The 19,907-nt window shown below is 47.1% G+C and carries 22 protein-coding genes; 11 read left to right on the top strand and 11 right to left on the bottom strand.

The genetic code is table 11. The annotated features are described in order from the left end of the window. Positions 1–52: 52 nt before the first annotated feature. From WC647_17975 to WC647_17965, 3 genes are read right to left on the bottom strand one after another with little or no spacing between them, the layout of a single operon-like run. A complete protein-coding gene (locus tag WC647_17975; protein MFA6224192.1) occupies positions 53–199 on the bottom strand; it encodes a hypothetical protein in 147 nt (48 codons plus the stop codon). Positions 200–244: 45 nt separating this feature from the next. Then, positions 245–568: a HigA family addiction module antitoxin gene (locus tag WC647_17970; protein ID MFA6224191.1), complete on the bottom strand. Its 324-nt coding sequence runs from the start codon at positions 566–568 to the stop codon at positions 245–247. A 22-nt stretch (positions 569–590) separates the two neighbouring features. Next, on the bottom strand, positions 591–1,127 hold the full coding sequence (locus WC647_17965; protein ID MFA6224190.1) for a hypothetical protein: 537 nt from the start codon (positions 1,125–1,127) through the stop codon (positions 591–593). A gap of 291 nt (positions 1,128–1,418) precedes the next feature. Here WC647_17965 and WC647_17960 point away from each other — a divergent pair, with 291 nt between their 5' ends. Beyond that, positions 1,419–1,625, top strand: a complete 207-nt coding sequence (locus WC647_17960; protein ID MFA6224189.1) for a hypothetical protein — start codon at positions 1,419–1,421, stop codon at positions 1,623–1,625. Positions 1,626–1,796: 171 nt separating this feature from the next. Here WC647_17960 and WC647_17955 read toward each other — a convergent pair whose 3' ends face one another. Next, the gene (locus WC647_17955) at positions 1,797–2,681 is read right to left on the bottom strand and encodes a DMT family transporter (protein ID MFA6224188.1); all 885 of its coding nucleotides are present in this window, start codon (positions 2,679–2,681) and stop codon (positions 1,797–1,799) included. Between the two features lie 470 nt (positions 2,682–3,151). Here WC647_17955 and WC647_17950 point away from each other — a divergent pair, with 470 nt between their 5' ends. From WC647_17950 to WC647_17905, 10 genes are all read left to right on the top strand, one after another. Beyond that, positions 3,152–3,613 (top strand): hypothetical protein, encoded by a 462-nt coding sequence (locus WC647_17950; protein MFA6224187.1) that lies wholly within the window; start codon positions 3,152–3,154, stop codon positions 3,611–3,613. Between the two features lie 6 nt (positions 3,614–3,619). Beyond that, a complete protein-coding gene (locus WC647_17945) occupies positions 3,620–3,958 on the top strand; it encodes a hypothetical protein (protein MFA6224186.1) in 339 nt (112 codons plus the stop codon). Next, positions 3,943–4,197 (top strand): hypothetical protein, encoded by a 255-nt coding sequence (locus tag WC647_17940; GenBank protein ID MFA6224185.1) that lies wholly within the window; start codon positions 3,943–3,945, stop codon positions 4,195–4,197. Before WC647_17945 ends, WC647_17940 begins: the two co-directional genes overlap by 16 nt. Positions 4,198–4,568: 371 nt before the next feature. Then, positions 4,569–6,158 carry an FAD-dependent oxidoreductase gene (locus WC647_17935; GenBank protein MFA6224184.1) on the top strand — a complete coding sequence of 530 codons (1,590 nt, stop codon included), beginning with the start codon at positions 4,569–4,571 and terminating at the stop codon, positions 6,156–6,158. Positions 6,159–6,207: 49 nt separating this feature from the next. Further along, positions 6,208–7,209 (top strand): YhdH/YhfP family quinone oxidoreductase, encoded by a 1,002-nt coding sequence (locus WC647_17930; GenBank protein MFA6224183.1) that lies wholly within the window; start codon positions 6,208–6,210, stop codon positions 7,207–7,209. 133 nt (positions 7,210–7,342) lie between these two features. Beyond that, a complete protein-coding gene (locus tag WC647_17925) occupies positions 7,343–7,765 on the top strand; it encodes a GNAT family N-acetyltransferase (GenBank protein MFA6224182.1) in 423 nt (140 codons plus the stop codon). Then, positions 7,762–7,893, top strand: a complete 132-nt coding sequence (locus WC647_17920; protein ID MFA6224181.1) for a hypothetical protein — start codon at positions 7,762–7,764, stop codon at positions 7,891–7,893. Before WC647_17925 ends, WC647_17920 begins: the two co-directional genes overlap by 4 nt. Positions 7,894–8,321: 428 nt before the next feature. Next, positions 8,322–9,467, top strand: a complete 1,146-nt coding sequence (locus WC647_17915) for an aldo/keto reductase (GenBank protein ID MFA6224180.1) — start codon at positions 8,322–8,324, stop codon at positions 9,465–9,467. A 31-nt stretch (positions 9,468–9,498) separates the two neighbouring features. Continuing rightward, positions 9,499–10,428: a DUF6599 family protein gene (locus WC647_17910; GenBank protein MFA6224179.1), complete on the top strand. Its 930-nt coding sequence runs from the start codon at positions 9,499–9,501 to the stop codon at positions 10,426–10,428. Between the two features lie 709 nt (positions 10,429–11,137). Further along, a complete protein-coding gene (locus tag WC647_17905) occupies positions 11,138–12,079 on the top strand; it encodes a hypothetical protein (GenBank protein ID MFA6224178.1) in 942 nt (313 codons plus the stop codon). A gap of 40 nt (positions 12,080–12,119) precedes the next feature. On the opposite strand, the gene WC647_17900 is transcribed toward WC647_17905, so the two are convergent. The 7 genes from WC647_17900 to WC647_17870 all read right to left on the bottom strand — a co-directional run bounded on the left by WC647_17900 (position 12,120) and on the right by WC647_17870 (position 19,841). Beyond that, entirely contained in the window at positions 12,120–12,947 is an 828-nt protein-coding gene (locus tag WC647_17900; protein ID MFA6224177.1) for a sugar phosphate isomerase/epimerase family protein, read from the bottom strand. Between the two features lie 6 nt (positions 12,948–12,953). Then, positions 12,954–13,811: a sugar phosphate isomerase/epimerase family protein gene (locus tag WC647_17895; protein MFA6224176.1), complete on the bottom strand. Its 858-nt coding sequence runs from the start codon at positions 13,809–13,811 to the stop codon at positions 12,954–12,956. 11 nt (positions 13,812–13,822) lie between these two features. Beyond that, the gene (locus WC647_17890) at positions 13,823–15,034 is read right to left on the bottom strand and encodes an inositol-3-phosphate synthase (protein ID MFA6224175.1); all 1,212 of its coding nucleotides are present in this window, start codon (positions 15,032–15,034) and stop codon (positions 13,823–13,825) included. A gap of 124 nt (positions 15,035–15,158) precedes the next feature. Next, the gene (locus tag WC647_17885; protein MFA6224174.1) at positions 15,159–16,436 is read right to left on the bottom strand and encodes a peptide MFS transporter; all 1,278 of its coding nucleotides are present in this window, start codon (positions 16,434–16,436) and stop codon (positions 15,159–15,161) included. Positions 16,437–16,485: 49 nt separating this feature from the next. Next, positions 16,486–16,869: a molybdenum cofactor biosynthesis protein MoaE gene (locus WC647_17880; protein MFA6224173.1), complete on the bottom strand. Its 384-nt coding sequence runs from the start codon at positions 16,867–16,869 to the stop codon at positions 16,486–16,488. 13 nt (positions 16,870–16,882) lie between these two features. Further along, positions 16,883–17,965: a DUF362 domain-containing protein gene (locus WC647_17875; protein ID MFA6224172.1), complete on the bottom strand. Its 1,083-nt coding sequence runs from the start codon at positions 17,963–17,965 to the stop codon at positions 16,883–16,885. Positions 17,966–18,143: 178 nt separating this feature from the next. Then, positions 18,144–19,841: an FAD-dependent oxidoreductase gene (locus WC647_17870; protein ID MFA6224171.1), complete on the bottom strand. Its 1,698-nt coding sequence runs from the start codon at positions 19,839–19,841 to the stop codon at positions 18,144–18,146. Positions 19,842–19,907 lie beyond the last annotated feature (66 nt).

Raw genomic sequence — 19,907 nt, 5'->3', positions numbered from 1 at the left:
GGATGGACAGCGGGATATATTGGGTCTCAATAGCCCATAGGAGTGTTGAAATTCAATCAAGATAAATTCGGTGGGCCATCTCCAGAGCTTCTTTTTTAGACTGAGCAAAGTCCTTAAAACACGAGGCCGTCTTCTCTTCCAGGGAAGAAAACGCCTTTTTTAAATCCTCTTTGGACTCAAACAGGACAACCTTCTTCATTTTAAGCTTCTTTAATGAGTTCACTTTATACCTCGCAAAGGTTATTTAGAGCGTGACTTCGGACTGCGAATGACGACAATGTTGCATTTTTTCGAGTGTCGGTAATTCCCTGATCGTTTCCCCAGCTTTGCTTTCGGCAAGGCGCAGGTCATAGATCTTTTGCAGGTTCATCCAGAATTCCGGGCTTGTTCCAAAGAAATGCCCGAGACGCAAGGCTGTGTCGCCGGTTATGGAGCGACGACCTTTCAGGATTTCAGTCACACGGTTTGTCGGCACATGGAGCTGCCGAGCAAGCTCCGCAGCGCTTATGCCAAGCTCTTCAATCTGTTCGGCGAGATGTTCGCCAGGGTGTATAACACTTCGGCTCATTGTAAATGTTTCCTTTGCCGATTCAATCACCGAATTGCCGAAGCGAATTAACGAATTTCAGGTAAATATCCCTGAAGTCTTTGTAGACCTTTTGGTCGGGATACTTGATACCCATCACATACCGTGTGTTTAATTGTTTGTTCTCCGTGTCAACGTAAGACCTCGTGTAGCTCTTGTCCCTGGCTGCAATGGTAAACCAGCGAACCGACAACTTGGCGCCCATTTTTTGTCTCTCGTCAGGCTTGTTCTCAACCTTTTCAGACACCAATTCTTCGGTTTCGGGCTTTAGGGCTATGTCTGATGGTTCACCATTCCATTGAGGCGAGAACACATAAAATTCAACAGCTCCGTCGGGGGAAGTGAAAAAAGCGCTATCAACTCCTTTGACTGAGGTTCTGCTCTTTAAGGATGGCCTGACCTGGAATCCGGACGGATATTCAACAGAAAACCACGCGCCTTTAAAAGACTTCCAGCCCTCTTCAGAGTCGGCCATGGCGCATGACGTCGCGGCAAACAATAACGTAAACAGACATAGACACATTCGGCTGATTCTTTGCATCTCATTTTTCCTCTGGTTTGGTTGCAACGAGGCTGCGCGTAAGTCAATTTTACACGGATCGAGCCGTAAGAGTATAAACAAGTCTCGTTCCGTTATGAGTTTTTTTATTGACTGAACGAACCTCGATTCATGGGCAGACCCAGATAGCCCAATATTCGAAATAGGCAAAACTATTTCCTGGAAATCAATCCAAATTAGAAGAGAGTATTGTTTTTTTCAGATTTCATAATTATTGTCAGACGCACGAAAAAACATTAGTCGGATGACCAATTTTACAGTAATGGACTCGAAATGGACGAAGATCCTATAATAATCGCCGCAATGATGGACGAAGAAGAAAGACGCCGCATGGAAAAGAAAGACGCTGAAAAAAGAAAGAAGCCGCTCTTTGATCTTTATCAGCCATTCCAATCCGATCAACCGGGTGGTGTTTCCAGGCTTGGATGGATCATTGTCGGAATTATAATCGTCGTCATCTACTTAATATTTCGTTTCTGATACCATATTCTTACGTTGGCACAAAACAAACTAATCACTCTTGTTTAGTGATTCCATTGCTGATATCCGACAACTCGAGTTCCTCTTTGGAGTGCCAGTCCCCTCCTTTTGGAAAAAATATTTTTGGAACATCAATTATGACGATCAGCGCAACGACAGGATAGCAGTAGTCTACTCCCGGGTAGCAACAATGACCCCAAGCAGAATGAGGACACCGCTGAGGACATGGATAAAGCGAACGGGCTCATCGAGTAGCGCCAAGGCTTCAACGCCACTGAAAACCGGAAGTGAATAATATACAAACGCCGAACGAACTGGGCCAATAACCATAATTGCTTTGTTCCAACATAGGAAAGCAAGCAATGACGGGCCAACACCCAGATATACGATGGATGCTATTGCGGTTGAAGAGAGATTGATGGTGTCCACGTTTCGCAGTTCCCATATTACCCATGGAACCAGAAATATCAGCCCAAGCACAAAGGTGGAACATAAGAAGGCTATTGAACTCAGGGCCACGGGCTTAATGCGAGCGAGGATGCTATAGGCGCCGAAAATTGCCGCTGCCAGGATCATCCATACATCGCCCTCCGAAAAGGTGAGACCCATGACTCGGTGTAGTTCACCTTCTGTGACAAGGAGGACAACCCCAGAGGTGGCCACAATAAGTCCGATAATTCTGCGAGGAGTGAAAAGGTCTTTTAGGAACAAGCGGGCAAACAACGCTATGAATATAGGTGATGAGACAGCGATTAGCGACAGGTTTACGGCCTTCGAGGTATGAGCTGCAATGTAAATGAGTGTATTAAACACTGTGACCCCCAGAAACGCCGTCAGGGAAATATAGCCCAAATGGGCGCGAATGACCCTAAAATCACGGCAAATGGGTCTTATGGCAAACGGCAAGAGCACAACCGCTGCCGTCGCCCAACGCAAAAAGGCCAGCGTGACGGGAGGTACAGAACCGGAAAGAATTCTTGCGACAATGAAGTTGCCTGACCAGATTGCGGTAGCGGTTAATGCGAGCAAATAACCAACAGCATCATTTGACTTCAATTCAATAGCGGCGCTGGAATGTCTCTGCTTAGTAAGTATGTCCCATGCCTCCTTTCCGTAACGCAGAGACCTAGGTATAGGCCATTCTTTCTGACACGAATCAGACCCATTTGGCGAGAAAAAAGAATGTCAGACCGTTTATTTGGTCCATAAATGGCTTTTTTCAGAATTGATCGCCAGGGTGTATAATATTTCGTCCCATTATAAGCCTCAATGATAATCATCAATTTCTACAATTACCGACCCCGGAGATCCAGCAACCGCCATCACGTTCCCAAACAAACATCCTGATATAATCAAAAAGGAACAGATGTTTTTAATTGAGCGCAATACCTGATATAATCCAAACAACACAAACGAGTAACATGGAGAGACTGTTCGAACTCAGAATAGCGTTCAACCGTCTACAATCCCTAAAGTTTACCACAGGGTACCCAACCAATATAAGCGAAAATGGAGGGTCGATACTAATGGCTAAGACAATGGGGCTCTCAGATTTTCTCAAGTCAAAGGCACACAGCGCCCAAGACGAGACTGCTCTAACTCCAATGGATTGGCAAGACAGGAAGAAAAAATGGCTTAAACGTATCGATGACTTATATGGACAGGTTAGGAACTGGCTGGAATCCTTGGAGAAAGAAACCATTCTAAGTTTAGTCGACTCAGAAATAACTCTAGATGAACCTCCGCTCGGTCAGTACAATGTGAAGGTTTTGACCATTGTCATCGGCGGTCAAAGAATTAGTTTCGTTCCGAAAGGCACGCTAATCGTTGGGGCGCAAGGAAGAGTCGATATACAGGGTCATAAAGGCATGAGGACGATCATCCTCAGTGGTGACAAATGGTCCATTGTTCAGCGAACGCCGAACCTTAGACTTCTGGATTTTGACCAGTCGTCATTCCAGAGCATTCTTGATGATGTGATGGAATAAACAGAGATGCGGCGCACCTATGAACAGGTCTCCCTCGAAGAGGTATGGGATCACTATGAGCTTACCAGGGACAGCCTTGTTCGGAGAAAGGAGAGTATCAAGCAAAATTTACTTACCGGCCGTGGATCAACCGAGCCCAGATTCTTAGGTATGAGCTTGGATGACATAGATGAGTTTATCAATTATGAATTAAATGAAATTGATCACCGTACGTGCCTTTTTCTTATAGCTGCCGCTGAAGCCGTCCTTGTCGTTGACTTTTTGAATCGGGTAGGTGGTCGTAAAAAGGACACGACAAGTAAGAACTTCAAGGATATATTGAAAAAAGAATGCGAGAAAAACTAAAAAAAGTCCGACTTGATAAACATATTCTCGATGTCTGGCGAGACAAAGATGGTAAGACGAAATCTCTGATCGGTGATTTTCGGGGCGCTCTCAATTACCGCCATTGGTTGGCTCATGGAAGACACTGGACCCCAAAGCTTGGACAATATTATGATCCTTTGGGGACAGCGAATATTGTCATTCAACTTTTTAAGGAAATAGGACTACGCATACCCAGCATAAAGGCTAACCAAAACTAATTGTGGGATTCACAGACATCGTTTCACTTCTGCTAATTTCAAATATTGAATCGCTCGACTGATTTCCCCAGCAATCGGAAACAGGCTTCACTCAGTCCTTTCTCATCTCGCTCCTGAAAGATTTCCCTGGCTGCGAACATCACTCTGCCTCACTTCTGTCACCGATACCGCTACAGGATGGCATTTATGTGGTATTTATACCACAATCAACGGAATATTAGATGGCTGTTAAAGGAATTAACAAACGATGCGAACGGCTATTTGCCTCGGCGTTAGCTGTCCGTTTGAGTTCACTCTGAAACTCGTAGGTGGCCTGAAATTCATTCAACCGAGTGATTCAAAATCCGAAGTTATCAGGTGGAGCAATATATATGGAGAGATTTTCTTGCGATGTATTGGTTTTAGGGAGCGGCGCCGCAGGTCTGCGAGCCGCTATATCAGCCCGTGAAGCAGGTCTACGAGTTTGTGTGGTGTCAAAGGGCCCTGTGGGCAAGTCGACCTGCACTTGGCTCAGCGCCGGCGTAATGGCTGGTGGTTTTAATGCCGCTACGATCAAAGCGCATCTCGAACGCACACTCCTCGCCGGTCGCGGTATCAATCAACCGGAACTGGTAGAAATCCTTGTAAATGACGCTCCTCAGAGATTGGATGAGTTGCGTAAGTGGGGGATAGAAGCCGAATTCAGGAATGGATACCTGTTCGCCAAGGGGCATCCACCGGTCCAGGGTGAAGAAATTATAAGATGTCTAATAAATAGAAATCGAGAACTGGGAACTCAATTTTTAAGTAAGTTCATGGTAACTGATCTCGTGATGAAAGACGGCGCCGGTATGGTGAAGGTTCTGGATCAACCTTCCGGCGAATGGCAAACTCTTTCGGCTAAAGCGATCATTTTGGCCACTGGTGGGGCGTCAGCGCTCTATTTTCGTCATGACAATCCGAAACGGATGTTGGGTGACGGCCAAAGACTGGCTCTTGAGGCCGGCGCAGTCCTTCAGGACATGGAATTCGCTCAGTTCTATCCTCTGTGTCTATGTGGGCCAGGGATCCCACCCCTAGTGATTCCTCCAAAGCTCGCTGACCAGGGACGACTCGTAAATGACCTTGGCGAGGATATCCTTGTCAAGTATGGAATTCAGGAGCGTCCTGCGGGGGAAAAGGCGAGAGACCTCCTGTCTCAGGCCATCTTTACCGAAATTTATCGCAATGGACAGAAGGTGAATCTGGATCTTAGCGACGTGTCTGATCAACAGTGGCGCAGTGACCCATTCTCAGCTTCAGTGGAGCGCATTTTAGAAAACCAGCATGGAGCGAAACACCAGCCGGTGCAAGTTGCTCCTGCAGGTCACCACGTTATGGGAGGAGTGAAGATCAATGGCGCCTGCACGACTTCCGTCCCAGGTCTTTTTGCGGCTGGAGAGGTAACAGGAGGGCTTCATGGAGCAAATCGTATGGGAGGGAACGCCCTGACCGAGACTCTGGTTTTCGGCGCGCGGGCGGGAGTTTCCGCTGCGCATTGGGCAAAGGGAATCAGCGATTCTTATGAAAAGATCCCGTTCGAACAGATGTCCGAGCGTCCAGTTAGAGAAGACTCAAAATTGTCCATAGCTGATCTTCAAACAAGACTCCGAAAGACTATGTGGGAAGAGGCTGGAATTATCAGAAACAAGAACAGTCTGATTCGAGCCTCAGATACCGTAAACGAATTACGCGAAATTGCGCTCAGTATGCCTATTGAATGTTCACGTCAAGGCCGTGTGGGCACAATTGAACTCCGGTCCGCAACGAGAATTGCCGGTTTAATCATACGGGGGGCGTTGAAAAGAAAGGAGAGTCGTGGCGCTCATTTTCGAGAAGATTTTCCGCAACAAAATGACGAAGAATGGAGGGGCCATCTTCAGGTCCGTGTGATAAACGGAAAAGATGAGTGGGATTTTCAACCTCAGATCCAGGGAGAGTAAATCCGTGACATATTGAGTCAAGGCCTGAAACCAAGGAGGGATTACAAACATGGGTAAAAAGCAATTCAGGGCTATGGTTGTCAACGAATCCGTTGATCACATCTTCACAAGGAAAATTACTACCAGATTTATTGATGACTTGCCTCACCACGAAGTGCTTATAAGAGTGCATTATTCGTCGGTAAATTATAAAGACGCTCTTTCAGCCTCCGGAAACAAGGGCGTTACAAAGAATTACCCGCATACTCCTGGAGTCGACGCCGCGGGCATCGTAGAGGATAGCTCGGTTGAATCATTCCGGCCAGGAGACAAAGTCATAGTCACAGGCCATGACCTCGGAATGGATACACCTGGAGGGTTCGGTGAATATGTGCGTGCGCCGGCGGAATGGGTCGTTAAGTTACCAGAAAATATGTCCTTAAAGGATAGTATGATCTATGGAACAGCAGGCTTCGCCGCAGCGCTTTCTGTTTATAAACTCACGGGAAACGGAGTCTCTCCGGAGCAGGGGGATATCCTCGTCACCGGCGCCCCCGGAGGAGTTGGAAGCGTCGCTGTATCAATTCTGGTGAAGTCAGGGTTCCAGGTTGTGGCTCTGAACGGGAAGATAGATCAGCGGGAATATCTCCTAAAACTCGGAGCGAGAGAGGTGTTGAGTGTCGAGGACGCCATGGATAAGTCCGGAAGACCGCTTCTTAAAACACTCTGGGCAGGTGTTGTCGATACAGTAGGCGGCGCCATACTTTCGACCGCTATACGATCAACGAAATATGGCGGTACCATTACTTCCTGTGGAAATGCGGCGTCTCCAGACTTACCACTTACGGTCTATCCATTCATCTTGCGTGGAGTCAGTCTTCTCGGGGTCGAAACAGTTAATTGCCCACTAAACGTTCGTCGCGAAATCTGGCGCAGGCTTTCTCAAGAATGGAAATTGGAGCGCCTCGACATGATTGCCACCGAAATTTCCCTGGATCAATTAGACGAAAGCCTGGATCTCATGTTGCAGGGTAAGCAAAGAGGGAGAATCGTCGTCAACTTGATGAAATAGCATATACACAAAGGGGTTGCGGGAGTATGCCGTGAAATTGGTTATAGAAGGCAGGCGATCATGGTTAACCAATCCACCCCCAACACGCAACAGATTTTGCAAAAATCATATGTCTGCCATGGAGATGATTGCATTGAAAATTGAAATAAAACATGAATTGCCCGACTCCAACTGGGACATCATTTCCGAAACCCTGAAAGCAGTTGGAATGGCCTATTATGAACCACACGTTCACAAAAAAGCATTCGAGAACAGTCATACCAGTATTTTCGTGTACCACGGAGGTCGATTGATTGGATTCGGTCGGGCTATTTCTGATGGGGTTTATCAGGCAGCCATCTATGACGTTGCCATTATCCCGGAGTTCCAAAAGGAAGGAATCGGGACTACCATTATCAAGAATATTGTTTCGCGTCTCCCCTCGTGCAATTTTATTCTGTATACAATGCCCGGAAAAGAAGACTTTTACAGAAAACTTGGTTTCCGCAAAATGAAAACTGGTATGGCCCTTTTTATGAATGCCGAAAATATGAAATTGAAAGGCTTTACCGAGTGAATCTTGACGAACCGGATAAAAGACGGAACAAACAAAAATCGGCTTACGAGTTTCCTGGAGCATGGAAGGGTGAAGCCCTCACCAGGTTTGAACAGGGCGAATTCGAGACCAGAGAGCCTCTTGAATGATCCTCATTAGGCTTCTGATCTATCCCGGATATGTTCCTCCATACGGTGCTTTGGTCGTGTATTGGAGTTAGTTGGTGGCGCCGTGGCGCCAGTCATTGACATGACTTTCCTGTAGATCCGGTTCTGTTGACCCGGAAGTATATATTCAATGACCGTAAAAACTTTCCTAAACCACCGTGTGTCACTCCAGATTTGCGCCACATTGGACACAGACTGAACGCCGGCGCCACCAGAAAAGCTCAATTGACTTGCGCTGTCCCAGGTGTTATCCAAAAAATAAGTCTTATTCGATTTCACAATTTGTCCTGTTTACTTGTCTAGAGAGATTTAGAGAGTCTGTTGATGATCGGAACTACTGTTATGGACGGTGCGTTTGACCGGGACGAGTGGAAATCTCTATGCTGGACCTTATCTTTGAGGGAGATGTTATGAGTTCAAGAAAGATTGGACGGCGAAAATTTATACAGGGAGCGTCATCCGCGGTTCTGGGACTGGCGGCGGCTCCTTTCTGGAACGTCAATCCTGCCTTTGCAGACACAGAAAAGACGGTCACGCCCGAGTACCGGACTCTTGGAAAGACCGGATTAAAGGTGACAGCAATTAGCATGGGAGTCATGAACTGTAGCGATCCGGCAGTGTTGCGCCGCGCATTCGATCTTGGCGTCAATTTTTACGACACTGCTAATTCCTACATGGCGGGCAAGAACGAAGAAATGGTCGGCAAGGTATTTCGTGGAAAACGCGACAAGGTACTTATACAGACAAAGATTCGGTTCCATTCTACAGAAAAGGAAAACAGGGAGTCTCTTGAGACGAGCCTTCGAAGACTCCAAACCGACCATGTCGATGTACTTCTGGCTCACTCACTTAAAACCCCTAAAGAAGTTTCCGATCCAGCGCTCATTGAGTTCCTCCAGAAGATAAAGAAAGAAGGTAAGGCTCGTTTTACCGGCTTTTCTTCACACTCCAATATGGCGTCCCTTTTGAATGAAGCGGCAAAAGCCCATGTCCATGACGTTGCGCTGGTTTCGTACAATTTTACGCATTCAAAGGACTTAAAGGACGCAGTGGCGTCAGCCGCAAAATCAGGGATAGGCGTCGTGGCGATGAAAACCCAGGCAGGGGGCTATAAGGCCAAGGATATGGGGGGACTGAATCCCCATCAGGCGGCTCTCAAATTTGTAATTATGGATCATAATGTATCAGCAGCCATTCCGGGTGTTACCACGATAGAACAAATCGACGAATGTTTCGCTGTTATGGGAACAGCCCTGGCGAACAGGGATTTGGACGCTCTGAAGCAGTATCAGTCCCACCTTAAAGGAAGAATCTGCACGATGTGTGGTGGCTGTATCGGAGAGTGTCCTCATGGCGTGGCCCACACTGATTTCCTGAGAGCGGTCATGTACCACGATGGATATAAAAACGACAAACTGGCCACAGAAGTATTGCGGGCCGGAGACGCTTTACAGAAAATTAACCAGTGTTCGGAATGTTCATCCTGCGCCGTAATTTGCAGAAGAGGTCTCGATATTCACGCACAATTAAATTCATTGCGTCAAATGTTTTCGTGAGAATCTAACGCGGAGAGGAGAGCGGTCTGTGATGAGGCGTGAAGGTATGATTATTCTCTGTTTTCTCATGGTGTTGTTCGCTTCTCAGGACGTCTTATCTGAAAAGACTCCGATAGAATCGCTCGTTCCCAAAGTCGCCCCCAGCGGATGGATTCTGAAAGCCCCCCTGGAAACGTATTCTAGGGAGACTTTGTTTGAGCATATTGATGGTCAGGCTGATCTTTTTATCCATTACGGATTTGAAAAGTCCATCTTTGCAATTTATCAGAACGAGAATTCCTCTGATGACAGAATAGACGTGGACATTTATGACATGGGAAATCCACTCCAGGCTTTTGGTGTTTTCTCAAGGTTCCGTCAGGAGGGAAGCGCCGCCGGCATCGGACTGGATTCCTCGCTAGGGGACCACCACGCTATTTTCTACAAGGGCAGGTATTTTGTGGTTCTCCAGGCCGTAGATACAAACGCTTCAGCCTTGAAACGGGTAGCAATAGAGATAGAATCCCGAATTTCGGACAATGCCGGCCCACCTAAAGAAATTGAGTATTTCCCAAAAAACGGACTTAAACCCGGTTCGATAGAATACTTTCCCGACGGGCTTCTCGGTTATCAATTCTTAAAAAGAGGCTTCAAAGCGTCCTATGCAGAGAAAGATGAGAAACAAACAGACTCAAAGACTGTGTCGGAGGACCAGGAGTTTCATCTCTTCCTGTCTATTTTTGATAATTCTCAGGAAGCGATGGATGCAATGAGAGTTTTCAGGGAGAATTTGTCCAGGAAGGGGAAAATAACTGATGGGATTTCTGCGCAATTTGGTCCCGATGCTTTGACTGGTGTAGATCCCTATCAGGGCAAAATTATCGTGGCGCAAAAGGGACCTTATCTCGTGGGCGCCGTTGGTTTTGAACAGGATAGGGACGGTGAGCTGCGACTGGCTGAACTGATAAACATAGTAAAGTGACCAACCCCAAGGGGTGAAAATTTCGACCCTGATTAAACAGTAGTTTACTTGTCCGTTGTTGCGTCTGGATTGGACAGCAGGTTCGCCCGGATCCTGCCCTCCCCAGTAAACCGACGGCTCAGCAGCGACAGGTTATCCTCTCAAAGTCAGACCGCTCGCATGTCCAATGAAATCATATCCTTGAACCATTCCGGCAGGCGCACAAGTCATCCGGGGACATGTCTCACCTTGACAAGCTGATCATCCTGCCCATACTTTAGTAATAAGGTCAGGAATGATCTTGAGTAAACAGAAAGGAGACAACCATGAAAAGGTATATGGTTCCTCGAATCGCTCATTGTAGTGACGGCTGCCCTCTTTGGTCCTGAGCATGACCTTAAAAGGCTCTTAGAAATAAGAAGGCGCTATGCGCTTAACCTTTATTTAAAAGGGATTGACAGGTAAAGCGATACACACTCCCACCTCCACCACGTGACAGTCAATTCTTTTCAATCTCTCTAAACGAAGTTTCTACACGAATTCTGTTCTGCCGAAGAAACACATGTTATTGACTTTTCCTTTATTTCAATGAGACAATTTAACCCATCTATGTAATAACAAATTAAGCGGTTACAACTATATTACTTACACATTGTAAGAGCGGATAGCGTCACAAGTCTAAGCAAGACTTGTGGACCCCATTTGACACTAGGCTCTGTCTGGAGTGAAGATGGACCACACAGGTTTTAGCACGCGTGAAGACAGTACATTAGCAGAAAAGCACCTTTCCGATTTCTTCACTCAACTGGGATGTCAGGTCATCCAATTGGAAAGCGGCTTGTGGCATTCCATAGGCTTCAGAATCTATCAACCTGTCATAATGAAAGGACCTTCAAAACCATCGGAACTGGAGTTTGAAACACTCTGGAAGGGAGGCAGCCTGTTTCTCCGATATCCTACCACAATAGATCATCGCGGCATTTCAAGTTACATTTATCTGGTAGATGACAAAAACTATGATCTTGATTCCTTGCATGGAAATCAACGTAAGGAAACCAGGAGATCATTGAGACATTGTCACGTTGAAAGAGTTGAAATCAACTACCTCATTAAACACGGCATGGATCTGGTCGCCGATACATACCTCCGGCAGCATAGATATTCAGATCCACAGGTCATAAACTGGTGGAAACGAAACCTTGAGCTGTCTGCCGAGAATCCACTCTTTGAAGGCTGGGGAGCCTTTGTTGGAACTGAACTTGCGGCGTTTCGAGTGGATTACACTTACCGCGGTGGGTTCTACGGAGACGTCCTGTTCAATCGCAAAGAACTCCTGAAATATCAGGCCATGAACGCCTTGATGTTTGTTTCGACACGGGAGGTTATACGCAGGCCGGAGATTGACCATGTGTCTTATGGAATACGCGCTGCATTTGGGGACGCGCCAAGTCTCAATCGGTTCAAGGAATCAATGGGATATAAAAAAGTCGAGGTGGAAGAAAGGATAGATATCGCTCCCAAGATTAAGCCTTTTTTCAGTACAGGTCTTGTTTGCAAATGGGGCAAGCGATTTGTCGGTAAGTTCACCGAAAAATCCGACAAGGCCAAAAGGATTTACGCTCTCTTTGACATTCTTGAGGAACAAAGGATGATCGAGCGTTCAAGACCTTAACAAAAAGGCGATCACTCGCTTCCCTTCCATAAATGACCTCTCAACGGTCTATCCAATTCTGCAGATATTTAATAGCCTCGCTCGCGGCTTCTTCAGCGGCATGTTCATAGGTATATAATTCTACGGTTACAAAATCTTCATAGCCAATTTCTTTGATAGTCTTTAGCGTATCCTGCAAATCAATGGCTCCGTGACCAAGCATGAGGTGATTATGTTCTCTGGTGGCGGCGATGTCTTCAAGGTGGAAATGATGAATATAACTTTTCATGCTTCGAATGAGTCCTGAAGGATCTTCATGCACACAGTAAAAATGTCCCACATCAAAATTGATACCAAAAACATTTGGATCAAGGTCCTTGACAAAATCGAGGAACTGAACGCTGTTCTCTATTAACAGCCCAGGTTCCGGCTCTATAAGGATTCGGATTCCTGTTTCTCTGGCCCTTCCTTCAACAGCCATGAGCCCTTCCCTATAAAGCCTAAGCCCCTCCTCACGACTCATGCCATCCAGGGGCCCACCTGGCTCGGTGGATATGGACGGAGCCCCGAGTAGCCTGGCAAGATCAATGCAACGGAGAGTATAATCGATGCGCTTGGACCTCAGCGCGGGGTCTTTTTCGATCCAGGACGGATGATAAGTGTCTCCATCAGCATGATGCATAAAGGCGTTTATGTTGGATACCGACAATTGATTATTTTTCAGAGTCTCCCGAATAGTCTCAATAGACCCGATATTTAAATGCGCTGGAAAAGCGTGGGGGGTATCGGCCATGATCTCGATTCCTTTGTAACCCAAGGCCGAAATAATCCTGATGGTATCCATTAAATCATAGCGCAAAAACGCATTGGAACTGAAAGCGAACTTCATATCTTCTCACCTTTCAACATTCGCTGAACTCGAAGCGTTCCTTAAAAATTCGAGCGCCTGCCTCGCAGCTTCTTCCGGTTTGTTCGGGTAGGTGTATAGTTCTACTGTGGCAAAGCCGTTGTAGCCATTGTCCTCCAGGAGTCCAAACAGCCTGGAAAAATTCATGTCTCCCATTCCTGGAACCAGGTGGTAGTGCTTCCTGGATCGGATGTCTTCGACGTGGACATGCAGGATCTTCGAGCCTAAACCTTCAATGACACGTCTGGGATCCTCTCCAAGGACGTGACTGTGACCTAAGTCAAGGTTGGCTCCCAGGCTGGAAGCGCCAATTACATCCATCATGGTGACCAACTCTTCGAAGCGTTCAATTAAAAGTCCTGGTTCGTATTCAATACCTATGCAAATGGATCGCTCTTCAGCGTAAGAAACAAGTTGTTCCAGCGATTCCCTCAAAAAATTGAATGATTTTTCAGGCGCCAGACCAGGAACTAATTTCCCCGAAGTCACGCTCACGCAGGGAGAACCGAAGTAATGCGCCAGATCGACACATTTCGTGGAATATTCTAGTCTCCAGCGCCTTAGACCTCTGTCTGGATTAGCAAGAGATGGCTCAAATAGAGGTTCCCAGAATTCTCTGCCGTACCAGCCCATTGCCGTATTAGCGTTTATGTTGACTATCTTCAATCCTGTTTTATCAATAGTCTCCCTGAGTTTTTCCAGATCAGAAATTGAAAGCGAGTCGGCATATAGATGTGGAGCGTCGGCGAGTAGTTCCACTCCCTCGTAACCGATTTCCGCAATACGTTCCACAGCGTCACAAACTGAGTATCGAACAAATCCATTTGTACTGAATGAAAACTTCACATTGCCTCAAATCATGCGTCTTTACTCGATTGACCGGCTTTTTGACAATAATCCATAAGCATCTGATATTGATTGTTAAATCCATGTTCACTCGATCCAAGAGGATCCTTGAAGAAGGACGCTAGATGGGGGGCAGGACCGGCCTCACCTCTGCGATGGGCCAACTCCATGAGGCGGACAAGATCAAGAACCAGGGGCGCGGCCAGTAACGAATCATATCCTTGCCATATAAACTGAAGGGACATTTTAGCCCCTAGAAATCCTTTGAAATGAATAAAATCCCAGGCGGTTTTCTGGTCGGCCAAGGACGGAGTGTAGTTTATGTGTACTTGCGAATGGGGGCTGTAACCCAGAATCTTTGAAAGCACGGCGTCTTTACTATTGATCTTGGATTGCTTGTTTTCCGGATGATCCAGTATTTTCCCATCCATGTTTCCGAGAATGTTAAAACCTTCCCAACCCAGTATTTCAAGGTTTCGGCATTTAAACATAGGCGCCAAGGCCGACTTTACCAGCGTTTCGCCGGTCTTGCCGTCGTTCCCCATGACAGGGACACCATTTCGTTCGGCCAGTTCGACAATTGCCGGGAAAAGCGCGCCGTTTGACGGCGTGAAGTTTACGTATGGACAATGAGCCTTGATTGCGGCGTAGCTGTAGATTGTACTGGCTCTTAAAACTCCCCGGTTATTACGATCAATGCAATCTTCAAAAGTGGAAATCTTCTCATGGCAATCTTTAAGTTCGAGAGGCGGTTCCGTCGAGGCAAGATTCACTACGACCACATCCTGAAATTGATTTGACAGCTTGAATTCATTGAGCCGTTTTACAATCTGATCAATTTCTTCCCGCACAGACATGCCAGTCGCCGCATGGGCCGGTGCGAGGCGGCCTATCGCTTCCCCGGAGTTCAATATGGTCCCCGATGATATATGTTGTTCTATCGACTCAAGATCCTTTTCAAGGGATTGTATGATTCCGGGATCAATGCCTCCTGCCTCCCTGCGCAATTGAACCGCGGAATCAACAAGAGAGCCCGGACGAACATCACATCCTCCAAATTCGAGGGCTTCCACGGGAACAAGGTCTAATCCATCAAAATCCGTGGTGGCAGTCACCATGCCACTGTTGTCAAGCATCCCTTTTCGAGCGGCAAGAGCCCCGACAATTACGGTGACGGAGATGGAGCCCAATGCTCCGACGATCCATACTCCTATTTTTCTCATGTGGATCTCACACCTTTCGATGTTGCGTCAAACGTTTCATAAACCCAAAGACATTTCAGCAGGGATAGATTTGAGTACCCCTAGGAGCTACCTGAGAGATGACTTGGACTAAGCCCCGAAGGGCTCATCCAATATCACTCTTAAAGCGCCTGGAAATAAATAACATAGCCACGCCTGCTGCGAATGCGATTAAGGCTATCATAAGGAAAAACATTTCCTTTTGCATTTCTTCCCAGTACTGGCCTAGAAACCCTGCCGTGTAGTTGCCGGCGAAAGAGGACAGGAACCATACACCCATCATCATGGAAACTATGCGTGTCGGCGAAAGTTTTGTCACTAGCGAAAGTCCGACGGGAGACAAGTACAATTCACCAATGGTTGCCAGCAGGCTAAAACCTATGAGCCATGACACCCCTACGGGCCTTCCCTCGGTTATGTATAGGCCTGCGGCCGGAATCATGACTACGAATGCAAGCCCTAGCAGAAAGCATCCGATACCCATTTTAAATATCGCTGATGGTTCCTTGTTGTTCCTGGATTGCCACGACCACAAGGTTGTGATGACCGGGGTAAGGAAAAATATCAAAGCCGGATTCAAAGACTGAAACCAGGACGCCGGAAATTCCCAACCGAATATATAACGATCAGTATATGCGTCAGCCCAGAGGGCAAGAGTGTTGCCCTGCTGTTCATAGGCCGCCCAGAATGCGACGCTCACCAATCCCACGGCTATCAGTAATGAAAGGTCTCCCTTTTCCTTCCTGGACATTTGTGGCATTGCCATGCTCCGAGCGACTTTTCCTGAAAGAGCGTTTTGTGGCCTTAGCCATTTTTGTCCGGCAAGATAAATGGACAAACCTATTAGCATGCCTACTCCTGCAGCATTGAACCCATAATGCCAGCCGTAAAGTTCACCCAAAGAACCGCAGACCAAGGGTGAAAAAAAGGCCCCGATATTGACGCCTACGTAGAATATACTGAAGGCTCTGTCACGACGCTTATCCAAAGGATCGTAGAGATCACCAACCTGACTTGAGATATTAGGCTTGAAAAAACCGTTGCCCATTATCAGAAAAAAAAGGGCTACGAAGAACAAAGACTCAGACGCCATCATGAAGTGCCCGACAGCCATCAGTCCTGCGCCAAGAATAACGGCTTTACGGCGACCGAGTATGCGGTCTGCAATAAATCCCCCAAGGCAGGGAGATAGATACACAAACCCGGTGTAAAGACCGTATATATGGGATGCTAGTCCCTGATTGAACATGAGTTGCTTGATCATGTAATAAACAAGCAACGATCTCATGCCGTAGTAGGAAAACCGTTCCCACATCTCAGTCAGAAACAATATGAAGAGCCCTTTGGGGTGACCCCACAGATTGTTACCATGCGAAAAAGGCATGCCGGACCTTACGGAATCCATTGATAAGAGGATATTGATGTTCAAGCTGTCAGGATTTACTCATAATCTCCTTCTTACTAACACATTCCGTCTTGATTTTATCAATTAGTTCCTTCATCACCGCAAAGACATTTTCCCTCAAGTCTCCAGCAAGGACAACATAGAGGAGATCGTCACCCACACTGAAATCGCCTTCAAGAGCCGCAATTTCCACTGCTACTATACCCGGTTTGGATATAGCCCATGATTTTACCTGTTCTATCGCCGCCCGATCTACTTTAACGCTGAGCGCCCGAACTTCCTTTCCGCCCACGCGAGAATAATCCCGGACAATCCCGTTGTGACACAGTATCATACCCGCCTTGGAAATATTGGGATGAGATTTGACCTTTGCTATCAAGCCTTCCAGTGAAACAGATGGTTCCTTTTTCATGGTCGCTCCTTGTTTAATTACCGAAAGTCGTCATTTGGGCTAATTGCTGTTTCAACTGCAAAGGTATGAAGTCATTTGCATACTCAAGATCAACGTCGGGCCTCCCTCCAAAAACCTGGTAGGCCCGATTCAGCGTTCTGTCATCCCAAATACTCTTGACTTCATTCCTCTGCAGACTTTCGGCGGTGATGGCATGGATGACTGTGCCTAGCATGCTGACAATCCATCGGTTCGCTAAATTCACTACAGGCTGAAAAAGGTTTGGGTCATTGAACCAATTCAATTGTGATGAAGGTGTTTCAAGCCTGTTCAACATTAGCCAGGCCAATGAAACCATATCGTGAGCGACTACAGAATCGGACGTTATTACCAAACCTGTAACTGGCTCGACGACGTATCCCTTGTCCGGTCCGTATGTCGTAAGGACTTTATCCGCGACAGTGACGACAAGTCGCTGTTTCTTCAATAGTGTGCCTACGGTGTTCCCTTCGGCGGCTTTTTCATAAAAGCTGGTAGCGTCCTTATGGTACTCCAAACGAGTGTCAGTGCGCCAGTAACCCACTGCCGCTTTTAATCCCAGGGTACTGCCGGCAAGCGCATGGCGCCCACATCGTGGCATCAGGATAATGTGATCCATTTCACGGAGGATAACGGGCAACATCAACCCCTTTTTCCAGTGTGACCCCGTGACTGGTAAATCTTCGTAGAACGCGTTCCAGCCGGCCTCCTCGAAAAAATGTAGCTCAGCTCCAGCTCTTAACGCGGCATCCGCAATTCCAGATTTCTCCATCAACTTACGTGTGCTGCCGGATACACCACCAGGAGAAAGTTTAATATGCTCTATGCCGGACATGTCACCCACTACCACCCGCCCAGCTCCCCTATCCTTGAGGAGTTTAACCATCGCCGCAATTCCCCGCGGACTAGAGGTGGACGGATAAGAATATCCAGAGTTGAGAGCCGGCTTAATAAACACGGAGTCTCCCCTGGAAAGCCAAGAGAAATCTGTACCCGCTTCTACCGAAGCTCGCACCGCTTCCTCTACTGATCCATCAGCGGATTCTCTTTTCACCCCAGCTAAAAATACTTTTGCCATCTAATCCTCCTCGAAGCCTATTCCCAAAGCATTCAAACTGGACATGCGTATTGAGCGATGCGAAGTCAACTCAATAAACATTTTACACGTTTTCAAGGTCACTCAGCCCCTGAAGTTCCAAGTTCCAGCGCTTTAACGCGGTTGAGATCAATTTTCTTTCAGAACCGGTTTTTTCGGTCTATTCGCTTAACCAGAGTTTCATGTCCGGAGACTCCCTCATGATTTCCTCCTCAGCCCCGATAAAGGTTCGGTAGCCACCACTGAGGTTTCTTGATTCAAAGCCGTTTTGGACAAGTATTCGATGGGCGAGATAGCCTCTCATACCGACGGCGCAATATGGGATGTATTGTTTGTCTCGGTCGAGTTGAGCAAGCGCTCCTCGCAATTCATTAATTGGTATATGCAGGGAACCGGGTATAGCGCCTGCCGTTTCAATTTCATCTTTGGAGCGCAAATCCAATAATATAGCTCCACTCAGTAGCAATCCTGCATATTCATGCCAGTGAGTAATCTCCATGTCCCCTTTTAGGATATTTGAAGCTACGAAACCAGCTATGTTAATTGGATCTTTTGCGGATGAATATGGTGGAGCGTACGCCAGTTCAAGTTCTTCGAGGTCCATGACGGTCATACCTCCGTGAATAGCAGTAGATATGATATCTATACGTTTGTCCACACCGTCTGTCCCGACTATTTGGGCTCCAAGAATTCTGCCCGCGTTCGGACAGAAAATTAGTTTAATCGCCATTGGTGATGAGCCTGGATAATATGAGGCGTGCGACCCTGAGTGAGTGTAGCTTACCTGGAAGGGGATCCCGTTCTTCACCAGTGTTTTTTCACTTGCCCCTGTCCCAGCGATGGCCAGATTGAAAACTTTGACGATCGATGCGCCCAAAGAGCCGGTATATAGTGATCGTCGTCCCATAGTATTGTCCGCAGCAATTCTTCCCTGTTTATTCGCAGGCCCTGCCAGAGCCACAGACGTCGGGAAGCCGGTGACAAAGTCTCTTATCTCAACTGCGTCTCCAACCGCGTAAATATTCGGGTCTGATGTGGTCATGCCGGCGTCGACGCGAATATGGCCTCGCGCCCCTAATTCGAGCCCTGCTTCTTTAGCCAGTTTATTTTCAGGCGCCACTCCTATCGCGGAAATTACCAGATCGCATTGAAATTCGATCCCTTTCGAGGTTGTCACCAAGAGTCCGGCGTCTCCGTGTTTTATAGCTTCAACTTTTTGCTCCAGCGCAAGACTGACGCCCTGTTCCTTCAAATGAGCGTGAACAATCGCGGCCATTTCTGGGTCGAGAGGCGCCATCACCTGTGATCCCATTTCTACAATTGTAGTGTTGGCACCTCTAATGGCGATATTTTCAGCCATTTCAAGTCCAATGAACCCGCCTCCAATAACTAAGGCCGACTTTGGCCTTCTAGAATCGATCATGCTCTTTATTCGATCCGAATCCGGAATATCCCGGAGGTGAAACACACCATCCAAATCTATACCAGGAATGGGTGGCCTAATTGGTTCAGCCCCCGGAGCAAGGATCATCTTGTCATAAGACTCTGTGTACTGTTCGTTGGAGTTGAGATCTCTAATCAAGATCGTTTTCTTATTCCGATCTATCGCCAGGACTTCGGAGTTGATACGCACATCAACATTGTAGCGCTTCATGAATGCCTTGCTGGTAGTTACCAGCAGGTTGGCCCGGTCTTCGATTACTCCACCAATGTAATAGGGCAATCCGCAGTTTGCGAAAGAAATGTGCTCTCCTCGCTCAAAAAGTATAATTTCGGCCTGTTCGTTTAATCTTCTCGCCCTGGCGGCTGCGGTAGCGCCTCCCGCTACTCCGCCAATTACCAGTAATTTGGTCTTCATAAATATCATACTCCTTCCAACAACTTGTCACAGTGTTGTAGTTATGTGACGAAAATTGAGTCAATG

Source organism: Desulfomonilaceae bacterium (assembly GCA_041662605.1).
Taxonomy (GTDB): Bacteria; Desulfobacterota; Desulfomonilia; order Desulfomonilales; family Desulfomonilaceae; genus CAJBEZ01.
Note: the sequence above shows the minus strand (reverse complement) of the source record. Positions and strands in the feature narration are given on the sequence as shown.